The sequence below is a fragment of the Methylobacterium organophilum genome (genome assembly GCF_022179465.1).
In the GTDB taxonomy this organism is placed as follows: domain Bacteria; phylum Pseudomonadota; class Alphaproteobacteria; order Rhizobiales; family Beijerinckiaceae; genus Methylobacterium; species Methylobacterium organophilum.
Map to the genome: position 1 here is coordinate 391,868 of NZ_BPQV01000002.1, position 12,332 is coordinate 404,199.

General features: G+C 69.7%; 12 protein-coding genes and 2 tRNA genes. 7 read left to right on the plus strand and 7 right to left on the minus strand.

Annotated elements, in window-relative coordinates; genetic code table 11:
- Positions 1-67: 67 nt before the first annotated feature.
- From MFF21_RS04505 to MFF21_RS04515, 3 genes are all read right to left on the minus strand, one after another.
- Positions 68-1,333, minus strand: coding sequence for an aminopeptidase (locus MFF21_RS04505; RefSeq protein WP_238310003.1), 1,266 nt, complete (start codon positions 1,331-1,333; stop codon positions 68-70).
- Between the two features lie 157 nt (positions 1,334-1,490).
- On the minus strand, positions 1,491-1,784 hold the full coding sequence (locus MFF21_RS04510) for a DUF2218 domain-containing protein (protein ID WP_238310004.1): 294 nt from the start codon (positions 1,782-1,784) through the stop codon (positions 1,491-1,493).
- A gap of 338 nt (positions 1,785-2,122) precedes the next feature.
- The gene (locus MFF21_RS04515; RefSeq protein ID WP_238310005.1) at positions 2,123-3,577 is read right to left on the minus strand and encodes an FAD-binding oxidoreductase; all 1,455 of its coding nucleotides are present in this window, start codon (positions 3,575-3,577) and stop codon (positions 2,123-2,125) included.
- Between the two features lie 84 nt (positions 3,578-3,661).
- Here MFF21_RS04515 and MFF21_RS04520 point away from each other — a divergent pair, with 84 nt between their 5' ends.
- The 4 genes from MFF21_RS04520 (at position 3,662) to MFF21_RS04535 (ending at position 5,240) form a co-directional block, all read left to right on the plus strand.
- Complete coding sequence (locus tag MFF21_RS04520) at positions 3,662-4,360, plus strand: fumarylacetoacetate hydrolase family protein (RefSeq protein ID WP_238310006.1); 699 nt, start codon at positions 3,662-3,664, stop codon at positions 4,358-4,360.
- A gap of 38 nt (positions 4,361-4,398) precedes the next feature.
- Entirely contained in the window at positions 4,399-4,875 is a 477-nt protein-coding gene (locus tag MFF21_RS04525; RefSeq protein WP_238310007.1) for an NUDIX domain-containing protein, read from the plus strand.
- Between the two features lie 111 nt (positions 4,876-4,986).
- Positions 4,987-5,061, plus strand: a tRNA-Gly gene (locus tag MFF21_RS04530).
- Positions 5,062-5,165: 104 nt separating this feature from the next.
- A tRNA-Gly gene (locus tag MFF21_RS04535) sits at positions 5,166-5,240 on the plus strand.
- A gap of 84 nt (positions 5,241-5,324) precedes the next feature.
- Here the strand turns inward: MFF21_RS04535 and MFF21_RS04540 are convergent.
- A complete protein-coding gene (locus MFF21_RS04540) occupies positions 5,325-5,672 on the minus strand; it encodes a hypothetical protein (protein WP_238310008.1) in 348 nt (115 codons plus the stop codon).
- 305 nt (positions 5,673-5,977) lie between these two features.
- Here MFF21_RS04540 and MFF21_RS04545 point away from each other — a divergent pair, with 305 nt between their 5' ends.
- Positions 5,978-6,673, plus strand: a complete 696-nt coding sequence (locus MFF21_RS04545) for a GntR family transcriptional regulator (protein ID WP_238310009.1) — start codon at positions 5,978-5,980, stop codon at positions 6,671-6,673.
- 6 nt (positions 6,674-6,679) lie between these two features.
- Here the strand turns inward: MFF21_RS04545 and bamA are convergent, their stop codons facing one another.
- Both bamA and MFF21_RS04555 read right to left on the minus strand, forming a co-directional pair.
- Positions 6,680-9,130 (minus strand): outer membrane protein assembly factor BamA, encoded by a 2,451-nt coding sequence (gene bamA / locus MFF21_RS04550; RefSeq protein ID WP_238310193.1) that lies wholly within the window; start codon positions 9,128-9,130, stop codon positions 6,680-6,682.
- A gap of 224 nt (positions 9,131-9,354) precedes the next feature.
- Entirely contained in the window at positions 9,355-10,152 is a 798-nt protein-coding gene (locus tag MFF21_RS04555; RefSeq protein ID WP_238310194.1) for an enoyl-CoA hydratase, read from the minus strand.
- A 156-nt stretch (positions 10,153-10,308) separates the two neighbouring features.
- On the opposite strand from MFF21_RS04555, the gene MFF21_RS04560 reads away from it, so the two are divergent.
- A complete protein-coding gene (locus tag MFF21_RS04560; RefSeq protein ID WP_238310010.1) occupies positions 10,309-10,746 on the plus strand; it encodes a hypothetical protein in 438 nt (145 codons plus the stop codon).
- Between the two features lie 130 nt (positions 10,747-10,876).
- Entirely contained in the window at positions 10,877-11,296 is a 420-nt protein-coding gene (locus tag MFF21_RS04565) for an FKBP-type peptidyl-prolyl cis-trans isomerase (protein WP_238310011.1), read from the plus strand.
- Positions 11,297-11,383: 87 nt separating this feature from the next.
- Here MFF21_RS04565 and MFF21_RS04570 read toward each other — a convergent pair whose 3' ends face one another.
- The gene (locus MFF21_RS04570; RefSeq protein ID WP_238310012.1) at positions 11,384-12,316 is read right to left on the minus strand and encodes a glycoside hydrolase family 26 protein; all 933 of its coding nucleotides are present in this window, start codon (positions 12,314-12,316) and stop codon (positions 11,384-11,386) included.
- Positions 12,317-12,332: the final 16 nt, after the last annotated feature.

The following is a 12,332-nucleotide window of genomic DNA, read 5'->3' on the forward strand; positions in this document are numbered from 1 at the left end:
GGCCACGATCGCCGCGACACGAGCCGCAGCCCCCGGGCCGCGGCTCTTTCCGTTTGCGAGGGAGGCGTCAGTGCGCCCACTCGCCGGCGCGCATCACCGGCACCGCCGCGCCGTCGGCGGCGAGGCCGTCCACGTCGATCTCGGCCGAGCCGATCATCCAGTCGATATGGATCAGGCTGCGGTTGGCGCCGCGGGCGGAGAGGTCGTCCTCGCTCAGACCCTCGCCACCCTCCACGAAGCACTTCGAATAGGCCTGGCCGAGGGCGATGTGGCTCGCGGCGTTCTCGTCATAGAGGGTGTTGTAGAACAGGAGCCCGGAGGCCGAGATCGCCGAGGAGGCGGGCACCAGGGCGACTTCGCCGAGGCGGGCCGCGCCCTCGTCGGTCTCCAGCACCTTGGCGAGCACGTCCCCGCCGGTGCGGGCACTCGCCTCGACGATCCGGCCGCCTTCGAAGCGGACGCGGATGCCGTCGATCAGGGTGCCCTGGTAGGACAGGGGCTTGGTGCTCGAAACGAAGCCCTCCACCCGCGCCTTGTGCGGCGTGGTGAAGACCTCCTCCGTCGGGATGTTGGCGTTGCAGACGATGCCGTTCTTGGCCCGGGCCGCACCGCCGCACCAGGCATGGTCGTCGGCGAGCCCGACCGTAAGGTCGGTGCCCGGCCCGCGGAAGCGCAGGGCCGAGAAGCGCCGCGCGTTCAGCCATTCCGTGCGGGCATGGAGCGCCCGGTTATGCGCCTCCCAGGCCGCGATCGGATCCGGCCCATCGACCCGCGAGGCCTTGAAGATCGCCTCCCACAGGCGTGCGACCGCCTCGTGCGGGTCGAGATCCGGGAAGACCGTCCGCGCCCAGGCCGGGGTGGCGGCGGAGATGATGGTCCAGTTGATCGAGAAACCCGCGATCAATTCCAGGGCCGGCACATAGGCCTTGGAGCGGGCCCGGTTCGCGCGGGAGACCTTTCCGGGATCCTGCCCGGCCAGCAGGGAGGGATCGTCGCCGGAGATGGCGAGGCGGGCGGCCCCGTTGCGATAGGCTTCGGCCATGCCGCCATAGAGCCAGCCGGCCGCCGCATCGAAGGCCTCGTCGGGGGCGTGGGCGAAGCGCGCCAAGGTGGCGGCCTCGTCCGTGTAGAGCGTCGTCACCAGGGAGGCGCCGGCCTTGTAGGCCTGCTCGGTGACCGCGCGGGCGAGGGGAACCGCGTCGAGGGGAGCGGTGACGATGAGTTCCTGCCCCGGCTCCAGTCCGAGACCGACCCGAACCGCGACCTGCGCGAGGCGGTCGAGCCGCTCCTCGAAGGCAGCGGCCGCCGCCTTCCCATCGAACGCAACGTTCATTCCTCAAGTCCCAGGCTGATGGCGATGCGCCATCCTAGCCGATCGGGGCGGAATCGCGCAGGGCGGCGCCATCATTGTCTCGCGAGCGCGCCGAACCGTCACAGGCTCCGGGCAACCGGCCCGCGATGGGCCGCCGAAGGGGCGGCGTCCGGCCGTCTCAGGCGGCGCGCGACCAGATGATCTCGCCGAGATGCTCGCGGAAGGCGAAGCGCAGCAGATGATCGGCGACCACGTTCTCGAGCCGGGTCAGGCCGGCGGCATCCGGGGTGGCGACCTTCATCACCAGGGCGTCGGGGCTCGCATCGAAGGTGCAGATGCGGTCCTCGCCGAAGGGGACGACGCCGTGATCGCCGGTCTCCTCGACGGGAAACTTGTGGCTCCAGTGGCGGCAGAGCTGTTTCAGGTAGCGGTTGGCTTCCGAGGTCGGCACACGCGCCTGAGACGTCGGCATCGGTAGGGTCTCCTCATCAAATCGCGAATCGGGGGCCGCTCACGACGGCCCCGTCGTCATGGGCCGCATCTTCCAACCGTGCGCGGCGATATTGCGGCGCAAGAGGATTCGCGGCCCTCGAAGGGCGATGCTGGCCCAGGGCGGTGCCGAAACGGTTAACGTGCGTATAATTCACAGGCACGCCCCCTGTGTTCCGCGCATCGTCCCAGAGCGTTGCGGCCGGCGGCTTCCCGCGACCGCATTGCAGCATCATGAGAGGATTTTGTGCGATGCACAACACACGTCAATGCCCGCCGGGGGATTAAATGAGCCGGCGCGTCAGTGGGGAATGTGCGGGCTCACACGGGCAGCGCCGGGGGCGCCTCGTCGGAAAGGGCCACGACCTTGCCGGGATTGAGCAGGTTCTGCGGGTCGAACTCCCGCTTCAGGCGCCGCATCAGGTCGAGGCCGACCGGATCGCCATAAAGAACGAGCTCGTCGCGCTTGATCAGGCCGATGCCGTGCTCCGCCGAGATCGACCCGTCCATGGCGTGCACAATGTCGTGAACGATGCGGTTGAACTGACCCCATTCCGCCAGGAAGGCCGGGCGATCCATCCCGACGGGCTGGCTCAGGTTGAAATGCACGTTGCCGTCGCCGAAATGGCCGAAGGCGCAGACGCGCAGGCCCGGCATGGCCGCTTCACAGGCGGCGCTCGCGGCCTCGATGAAATCGGGCAGGCGCGAGAGCGGCACCGAGACGTCGTGCTTGATCGAGCCGCCCTCGGCCTTCTGCACCTCGGGCAGCAGCTCGCGCAGGCGCCAGAGGCCGGCATTCTGCGCCTCGCTCGCGCCGATCGTGGCATCCTCGGCGAGCCTCGCCTCGAGCGCCTCGGCGAGCAGGCTCTCGAGCTCCGCCCGGGTATCGGCACCGGGGCGGGCCGAGGAGAGCTCGACGAGGGCATAGGCGCCGTGGTCGCCGGCCAGGGGCCGGGTCACGCCCCGGCCATGGGCGAGCACGATCTCCAGGCCGAAGCGCGGCATGAACTCGAAGGCGGTGAGATCGCGGTCGGCCGCCCGGCGCAGCCGCTCGAACAAAGCGAGGGCCTCGCGTGCCGAGGCCAGCCCGACGAAGCCGACGCTGCGCGAGAGCGGCTTCGGAAAAAGCTTCATGCAGGCGGCGGTGATGATGCCGAGGGTGCCCTCCGAGCCGACGAAGAGGTGCTTCAGGTCATAGCCGGTGTTGTTCTTGCGCAGGCGCTTCAGGCCGTTCCAGATCCGCCCGTCCGCCAGGACCACTTCGAGGCCGAGCACGAGGTCGCGGGTATTGCCATAGGCGAGCACGGCGGTGCCGCCGGCATTGGTGGCGAGCGCCCCGCCGATGCGCACCGAGCCCTCCGCCGCCCAGGACAGGGGGAACAGCATGCCCGCGGCCTCCGCCGCCGCCTGCATGTCGGCGAGCACCGCGCCGGCCTCGACGGTGATGCTGGCATCGATTGGGTCGACGGAGCGGATGGCGTCGAGCCGGGCGAGGGAGAGCACGATGCCCCCCAGCGGAAGGCCGCCGCCGACGAGGCCGGTATTGCCGCCCTGGGCGACCACCGGCACCCCGGCCTGAGCACAGGCGGCGACGGTGAAGGCGACCTCCGCGGTATCCTTCGGGCGCACGGCCGCCAGCGCCTTGCCGCGATAGAGCCCGCGCGATTCGACGAGATAGGGCGCGAGATCCTCCGGCGCCGTGAGCACATGCGCCGGGCCCAGCCGTTCGGCGAGGGCGGCGAGCAGGGGATGGGGAGTCTCGGAGCCTAGCGTCATCGTGGATGGCGGCCTGCGTCGAGCCGACTAGATAGCCGTGCAGCGCCGGCTTTGCACCCGGTGCCCCCTCCTGGAAATCCGGCCATGCTGTCCGTCATCCCCAATCCCGTCCGCGTCGCGCTCCCCGTCATCGGCACCGAGGATTTCTTTCCGGTGCGCCGGGTCTATTGCGTCGGGCGCAATTACGGCGCCCATGCCCGCGAGATGGGGTCCGATCCCGACCGGGAGCCGCCCTTCTTCTTCATGAAGCCGGCCGATGCCCTCCAGGTGGTGCCGACCGGCGAGACCGTCGCGCATCCCTATCCCCCGGGCACCAGCAACTACCATTTCGAGGTGGAGATGGTGGCCGCCCTCGGCACGGGCGGCCGCGACATCCCCGTCGACCAGGCGCTGGCCCATGTCTACGGCTACGCGGTGGGCCTCGACATGACCCGGCGCGACCTGCAGGACGAGGCCAAGCGCCTGTCCCGGCCCTGGGATCTCGGCAAGGCCGCCGACGCCTCCGGTCCGATCGGCCCGCTTCACCCGGCCTCGGCGATCGGGCATCCGGACCGGGGCGCCATCACCCTCCATGTCGACGGGAGGCTGCGCCAGAGCGGCGATCTCTCGGAGATGATCTGGTCGGTCTCGGAGCAGGTCGCCCTGCTCTCGACCTTCTTCACGCTCCAGCCCGGCGACCTGATCTTCACCGGCACGCCCTCGGGCGTCGGGCCGGTGGCCCGCGGCGAGACCATGAGGGCCGCCATCGACGGGCTGGGCGACATCGCCCTGCGGGTCGCCTGAGGCGCGCTCGGCCGGGAATCGGGTAAGCTCGGCCCATCATGGCCATCAACCTGAACCGCCCGATCCTGCGCGACCTCGCCCACGGCGCCGCCCTGCTGACGCGCGGCATGACGCTCGGCGTGCGCGGCGTCGCCATCGACGCCGCCGGCCACGTCTGCCTCGTGCGCCACACCTACACCCGGGGCTGGTATCTGCCCGGCGGCGGCATCGAGCCGGGGGAGACGGCGGTGGCGGCGATGGTGCGGGAATTCCGCGAGGAGACCGGCCTCGGGGTCGAGCCCGAGGCCCTGAGCCTGCACGGCTTCTTCCTGAACAAGGCCCATCGCGGCCGCGACCACATCGCCGTCTACGTCGCCGCAGCCTTCACGCCGCCGGCCGCGCCCAAGGCGCCGGACCGGGAGATCGCGGAATGCGGCTTCTTCCCCCTCGACGCCCTGCCGGCGGACCTGACCCGGGGCTCCCGCGCGCGCCTGCGGGAGATCGCCGACGCCGTGCCGGCCGCCGCGCTTTGGTGAGGCGGCGCAAAAACAGCGTGACCGAACGCTTGCAACGGCCGGCGGAATGGTGTTTAGAGACGCCACCGGCGGCGCCGGGGCCGCGAGGCCTTGACGAAGCGACGGTTGTGAGCGGGTGTAGCTCAGGGGTAGAGCACAACCTTGCCAAGGTTGGGGTCGAGGGTTCGAATCCCTTCGCCCGCTCCAGTTTCCAAAAGATTTGAAGGTTCAGCGGCAGGCCGCATTAGCGGTATGTCGTGCAATGGTTTCGGCGTGAGCCGGGTCGCGAGACCCGACGAAGGCCGGTGTGAGCGGGTGTAGCTCAGGGGTAGAGCACAACCTTGCCAAGGTTGGGGTCGAGGGTTCGAATCCCTTCGCCCGCTCCAATTCTCCAACCGATCCGAATGGCCGCCGAGAAGCCGCCTCCGGGCGGCTTTCGTCGTTCCGGGCCCCGGGCCGAAATGCCGATCTCAGTTCGCGCAGGCGGGCGCCGCGGCCTGCCGGGGCCGGAAGGCGAAGGGCTGCGGCGCCGGCTGGCGGCCCGGCACCTTCTCCCAGCCCGTCCGGTTCTCCTTCAGGCCGTATTCCAGGAAATGGATGAACGGGTTGATCCGGTCGTCCCGCGCCACGTCGGAATTGGCCTCGAGATAGCCGACCGTGCTGAAATAGGGGCCGGGATCCCGCCCCTCGCGCCAGCCGATCAGCAGGTAATGCTCCAGGGGCGACAAACGTTGATGGAGCACGTCCGGGTACGACGAGACGTAATAGCCTTCGTCGAAGAAACGCAGCTGCGGCGCGATGGGATTCACGGTCGTCACGGACGGGCAATCCTCTTTACACAACTTCGAGAGGAACGCGGGTTCGAGGGAAGCGGAGCGAAGATGTAGCGCGCGCGTCGTGATGCGGGAACGTGGGCGAAGTACACATTCTCTTGATACGCCCCAGCAATCCCCCGCCACGGCGCGGGCTCCAGACGCGTTCTGGCCGGTTCTCCCGGGAGATGGGCCGATCGTTTCCGGACTGGACCTTCGTCCAACCCGTCACGGAAGCACCTCGACACCTCGCCGACTTGCGCCTAGAATTTGAATGCATTCGTTTTCATTCAAAAAAACTTGATGGCCCGATGAATAAAATCGATCCCGGCATCGGCATCAACCGCCGCTACCTGCACGACGAGGTGGCCGATCGCATGCGCGAGCTCATCCATGCCGGTGAGCTGGAGCCCCGCGCCCGCGTCAACGAGAGCGAGCTGACCGAGAAGTTCGGCATCTCGCGCACGCCCCTGCGGGAGGCGATCAAGATCCTCGCCACCGAGGGCCTGCTGGAACTGCTGCCGAACCGCGGCGCGCGGGTGGCCAGCATCTCGCAGGAGGAGATCGAGGAGATGATCGAGGTGATCGCCGGGCTGGAGGCGACGGCCTGCGAGCTCGCCTGCCGCGTCATCGGCGACGACGAGATCGCGGCCATCGAAGAGAAGCACGCGGCCATGATCGTCGCCTGGCAGGCCCGGGACGAGGGGAGCTATTTCCGCCTCAACCGCGAGATCCACGAGGGTATCATGCTGGCGAGCGGCAACGCCACCCTGCGCGGGATCTATACCAGCCTGTCCGGCCGCACCCAGCGCTCGCGCTACACGGTGCACCAGAGCGAGGCGGAATGGGCCCGCGCCGTCGACGAGCACGAGCGCATGATGCCGCTCCTGCGCGCCCGCGACGGCGAGGCGCTCGGCCGGCTGATGCGCTCCCATATCCGCGCCAAGAAGGCCGTCATCGCCGAGGCCTATGGCGAGGACACGGAGCGCGCGCTGTTGCCGGCCTGAGCCCTCTCAGAACTTCGTGCCGCCCGAGAACCGGAAGGCCTGCGTCTGGTCCTTGCCGACGCGGCCGTAATAGGTGCCGTCGCTGCCGTAGACGCGGGTGCCTTCGTCCTTGGTGAGGGCGTAGGCGTAGTCGAAGCGGATCGGGCCGAGGGGCGAGTTCCACAGGATCGAGGCGCCGATCGAGGAGCGGATCGTGGCCTTGTCGCGCACGTTCACGCATTCCGGCTCCACGCCGATCGTGTAGGCGCTGTAGGAGCAGCCGCTGGTCGGGCTGTAGCCGTTGATGATGCCGTCGCCGTTCACGTCGAAGGTCTTCTTGCCCTTGTAGCCGAACAGGGTGCCGGCATCGGAGAAGAGCGCGCCCTTCAGGCCGAGATCCTTCGGCACGCCGGGAAGCGGGAACTGCACCTCCAGGGTGCCGCCGAAATAGGTGGTGCCGCCGAGGGCGTTGGAGCGGGAATCGGTCGTGCCGACGTCACGCGGGCCGATGCCGTTGATCGCGAAGCCACGCACCAGCGACGGGCCCATGAAGAACTGGTCGGTGACGCGGAGCGGGTTGCCGTCGGTCGAGCCGATATGGCCGCCCTGGAACTTGATGAAGCCGACCACGTCCTCCCACAATTCCTTGTAGTAGCGGGCCTCGCCGGTCACCCGGTAGAAGTTCGAATCGCCGCCGAGCCCGGCGATGTCGGGCTTCAGCTCCGCGTAGAACCCGTTCTTCGGCGCCTGGAGATTGTCGAGGGTGGAATAGGCGAGCGTCACGCCGACGAGGGAGGTCAGGGTCGAGCCCTGGGACGACTTGATGGCGATGGAGGCCTCGCCGTCCGCCGCGCAGGTCGGGTAGGTGGCCTGCCCGGCGCTGTTCACGGTGGTGTAGCCGCTGATCGGGTTCGAGCAGTCGTCGTAGGGTTCCTTGAGGGTGTTCGGGACCTTCAGCTCGGTGTTGTAGATCGAGTAGCGGAAGGTGACGCCGAAAGTGTCGGTCACGGGCAGGCCGAGACGCAATTGCGTGCCGACCACCGTGGTCTCGTAGCGGGAATAGCGGGCGAGATCGCTGTACTTGTAGAAGGCGTCGATACCCGCCGCCATGCGATAGCCGAGGAAGTACGGCTCGGTGAAGGACAGGTCGACGCCCTTGGCATATTGGCCCGCCTGCACCGCCAGCCGGACATATTGCCCCCGTCCGAGGAAGTTGGATTCGGAGACGGAGACCTCGCCGATGATGCCGTCCTGGGTGGAGTAGCCGCCGGCCACCGAGAACGAGCCCGTGGGCTGATCCTCGACGTCGATGTTGACCACCACCCGGTCCGGCGCCGAGCCCGGCTCGTTGGAGAAGCGCACCTTCTTGAAGAAGCCCAGCCCGTTCAGGCGGCGCTCGGCCCGGTCGACCAGAACGCGGTTGTAGGCATCGCCCTCGCCCAGATCGAGCTCGCGCCGGATCACGTAGTCCCGGGTCCGGGTGTTGCCGCGGATGTTGATCCGCTCGATGTAGACCCGCGGGCCGTCCTCGACCACGAAGCCCAGCGACACCTTGTGGGTGGCCCGGTCGCGCTGGCCCGTCGGCCGCACCTGGGCGAAGGGATAGCCCTGGCGGTTGACCTCGTTGGTCACCCCCACCAGCGTCTTCTCCACGTCCTCGGCGTTGTAGACGTCGCCGACCTGGGCGCGCACCTCGCCGTCCAGCGCGCCGGCATCGACCCCCGGAACCCGGGCATCCACCGCGACCGCGCCGACCGTGTACTGCTCGCCCTCGTCCACCGTGACGGTGATGACCCAGCCGGCATCCTCCGGCGTCTCGACGTAGCGCGCATCGGCGTTGACGATGCGGAAGTCGGCATAGCCGTTCTTGAGGTAGTAGCGCCGGATGATGTCCAGGTCGTTGGCGATGCGGTCGGGATCGTAGACGTCCGAGGTCTTGATGAACGACAGGAAGTTCATCTCGGAGGAGGTCATCATCCCGCGCAGGGTCGACTCCGAGTAGGCGTTGTTGCCCACGAAGTGGATCTCGCGGATGCCGGTCTTGTCGCCTTCCTCGATCTGGTAGACCACGTCGGTCCGCCCGTTCGGAAGGTCCACCAGACGGTAGCTCACCCGCGCCGTCCCACGACCCGAACGCTTGTAAACGTCACGGATCCGATCAACGTCGGCGGCGACCTGGGCCGGATCGAGGGGGCCGTGGTCGCGGGTGACGGTGGCGGCCTCGAGCGTCGCCTTCTCGATCTTCTTGTTGCCCTCGAAGACGACGCGGCTGACCGCGCCCTTCTCCTGCACCCGCACCACGATCTTCCCGCCCGCGCTCGCGATCGACACATCCGAGAAATAGCCGCTCGCCAGGAGCTCGCGTCGGGCATCGGCGGGGGCGTTGCTGACGATGGAGCGGATCACCTCGGTGTCGACGCGCCGGTTGCCCTCGACCACGATCTCGGCCGCCGCCGGCAGGCTCGTCAGCGCGGACAGCGCACAGCCGAGGAGAAGGGCATGCCGGAGGGAGGAGGACAGCACCACGATACGCTCGCAAACGACTTCGCTGGGATCCACTGATGCGTGGGTAAATTTCCCACGTCAATCGAGCGGAGCCGTTCGGCGTGTGCTGGCGCACGCGGACATCATCCGGAAACGGTCGGGAAACCGTCCGGACGCGGAACGGGGAAACGGGACCGGGAAGCCGGAAGGGACGAGGCTCAGCGGCCCTTCCAGTCGGGGGGCCGCTTGGCGAGGAAGGCCTCCATGCCCTCCCGGAAATCAGCGCTGGTGTAGCACATCAGGATCAGGTCCTCGCCGGCCTCCTCCGCGGCGGGGCCGCCCTCGGCGAGGCGGCGCAGGCCCTCCTTGGTGGCGCGCAGGGTCAGCGGCGCATGGGTCGCGAGCTGCGTGGCGAGCGCCTCGGCGCGGACCGCCAGCGCCTCGGCATCCTCCACCACCTCGGTGACGAGGCCGATGGCGAGGGCCTCCTCCGCCGGCACGAGGCGGGCGGTGAACAGCATGTCCTTCACCCGCGCCGGGCCGACCAGGGCGGAGAGGCGCTTCAGGGTGGCGAGCGACAGGCAATTGCCCAGGGTCCGGGCGATGGGGAAGCCGAGCCGCGCATCCCTCGTCGCGAGACGCAGGTCGCAGGCGGCGGCGATGGCCGCCCCGCCGCCGGTACAGGCCCCGGCAATCGCGGCGACGACGGGCACCCGCACCCGCTCCAGCGTGCCGAGCACGCGGTCCATGAAGCGCTCGTATTCCAGCGCATCCTCGGGCGTGGTCACCTTGCGGAACTCGGCGATGTCGGTGCCGGCCGCGAAGGCCTTGCCGCCGGCGCCCGTCACGATGACCGCCTTGATCGCCGGATCCGCCTCGATCCGCGCGCAGAGCGCCACCAGCCCCTCGTACATGGCGAAGGTCATGGCGTTGCGCGCCTGCGGCCGGTTCAGGGTGATCCGGGCGACGCCGGTCGCGCCGACCTCAAACAGGAGCGCGCCATCCGCCTCCTCGATACGCCGCTCGCTGCCCGACACCCGCATCCTCCCGGATTTGTCCCGTCCGGCGCCTTCTCGCGCAATCCGGGCCGCCAGGGAACCGGCATCGGGGAACGGCGCGGCAGCGGTCACGGTTGTGACGGCGGGGCCGAGTTCGAGAGCGGAATGACTCAGATGCGCGCAAGCCAGGGGCGGGGACGGGGTGCGGGCGGGATCGCGGGCCTCCTGGCCGCCGGGCTGCTGCTGGCCGCGGCGACGCAGGCCGAGGCCGGCTGCCTGCGCCGGATCGTCAACACGTCGAACGCCGTCGCCCTGGTGAGCCGGGACGGCGGCCCCGCCGTGCTGATCCCGCCGCATCGCGCCCAGACGATCCGGTACATGCATCCGGGCCGGATCGCGGTGGCCCTGCATTGCGGCCCGATCGACACGCCGCCGGTCTTCAAGGCCAGCTACGCCACCATGGCCCTGATCGACCGCTGCTACATCGATATCGACGGCGGCGGCACGCAGCCGCTCACCCTCAACAACCCGCGCCAGGGCGACCTGATCGTCGGCCCCCTCGTCGAGGGCTGCCCGGCCGGGTCCCGCGCGGTGGTGAGCGCGCGCTACTGAGGCGCTTCGAGCGGGTTTCGCCCTGCCCGCCGGTCCGTGTTAAGCCGCGCCCGCGAATGCCGGCAGGGGGCGGCGCGGACAGCGTGGTCCCGGGCCCGGCCTTTCTCGAACCAGACGGACAGCCGATTCCATGCGCTCGTTCCTCAGCCTCACCGGAGCCCTCGTCCTCGCCATGACCGCATCCGCTTCCGCCGCCGAACCCGTCAAGCTGCCCTCCGGCCTGTCCTACACCGACGAGGTGGTCGGCACCGGCCCCGCGCCGCAGGCGGGCCAGAAGGTGACCGTCCACTATACCGGCTGGCTCGATCAGGGCGGCCAGAAGGGCAAGAAGTTCGACTCCTCCCGCGACCGCGGCCAGCCCTTCACCTTCACCATCGGCGCCGGCCAGGTGATCCAGGGCTGGGACGAGGGCGTCGCCAGCATGAAGACCGGCGGCCGCCGCATCCTCGTGATCCCGCCGGAGCTCGGCTACGGCCCCCGCGGCGCCGGCGGCGTCATCCCCCCGAACGCCACGCTGATCTTCGACGTGGAGCTGATCGGCGCCAAGTGATGGAGCGCGACGTGACGAGCGCCGATTAGGCGGCGCCGGTCACCGGGTTCTGCATCGGCCGCCGCGGGTGTTCCGCGGCGGCCTTTCTCATGTCGTCTGCCCGGCGAAGGCGCGGGCGAAGGCGGCGCGGGATTGCGGGAAGCGCTCCGCGTCGAGGCGCGTCGGCCAGGCGCCGTCGACGTCGAAATAGAGCGCGTAGGCGATCTGCCCGGCATTCTCCCGGAACCACTCGGCCATCCGGGACACGAAGAGCGGGTTGTCGCCGGCCTGCCCGACCCCCCATTCGGGATAGCTCATCGCCTTGCCGTGCCGGCGGGCAAAGGACCGGTGCCAGTCGAGGCCGAAGGGCACGTCGCGGGTCGCCTTCACCCAGCGCGTCTCGGGCGGATCCCCCGTGCCGAAATCGTAGATGTCGAGGCCGATCACGTCGACGACGTCGTCGCCCGGATAGGCCGCGTCGGCCGGGCAGGCCTGCGGCCCCCAGCCGGGGCACCAGTCGAAGCGGAAGCGGGGCGAGGCCTGCCGGAACAGCCCGACCACCCGGCGATAGGCGCGGATGTAGTCGGGGGCGCGGCCCTTCGCGAGCCAGAGGCTGCCCGCGACGTTCATCTCCCAGCCGATGCGCAGGGTCGCCTCCGGCTGCGCCCGGGCGATGACCTCCGCCGCGTGGCGGAAGAACGGATCGAACGAGCCCCGGCCGATCTCGGCGAGGTCGGTCCCGGCCATGGTGAGCGGCACCGACCAGACGAGGGCGCGCTTCGGGTTCGCCCGCGCCCGGAAGGCGGGCAGCCAGTCGAGCCGGCGGAAATCCTCCCAGGTCTTGTCGCCGTAGAAGTCGAGGGCCGGCACGGAGGCGGGGGGCTGGGAGAGCCATGCCTCCCAGGCCGAGAGCGTCGTCTCCCGCCCCTCCGCTCCCCAATCGGTGAAGGCGCCGGCGAGGCACGGCGGCATGCCCGCGGGGGCGGCGGCCAGGGCAAAGCCGGCCGCGAGGCCGGTCAGGCAGTGGCGGCGGCTGAGCATCGGGCGTCTCCGGAGC

Bases quoted from the DNA above. Each gene is read 5' to 3' on its own strand.
- MFF21_RS04505 (WP_238310003.1), bottom strand. From the start codon at position 1,333: ATGAACGTTGCGTTCGATGGGAAGGCGGCGGCCGCTGCCTTCGAGGAG.
- MFF21_RS04510 (WP_238310004.1), bottom strand. From the start codon at position 1,784: ATGCCGACGTCTCAGGCGCGTGTGCCGACCTCGGAAGCCAACCGCTAC.
- MFF21_RS04515 (WP_238310005.1), bottom strand. From the start codon at position 3,577: ATGACGCTAGGCTCCGAGACTCCCCATCCCCTGCTCGCCGCCCTCGCC.
- MFF21_RS04520 (WP_238310006.1), top strand. From the start codon at position 3,662: ATGCTGTCCGTCATCCCCAATCCCGTCCGCGTCGCGCTCCCCGTCATC.
- MFF21_RS04525 (WP_238310007.1), top strand. From the start codon at position 4,399: ATGGCCATCAACCTGAACCGCCCGATCCTGCGCGACCTCGCCCACGGC.
- MFF21_RS04545 (WP_238310009.1), top strand. From the start codon at position 5,978: ATGAATAAAATCGATCCCGGCATCGGCATCAACCGCCGCTACCTGCAC.
- MFF21_RS04560 (WP_238310010.1), top strand. From the start codon at position 10,309: ATGCGCGCAAGCCAGGGGCGGGGACGGGGTGCGGGCGGGATCGCGGGC.
- MFF21_RS04565 (WP_238310011.1), top strand. From the start codon at position 10,877: ATGCGCTCGTTCCTCAGCCTCACCGGAGCCCTCGTCCTCGCCATGACC.
- MFF21_RS04570 (WP_238310012.1), bottom strand. From the start codon at position 12,316: ATGCTCAGCCGCCGCCACTGCCTGACCGGCCTCGCGGCCGGCTTTGCC.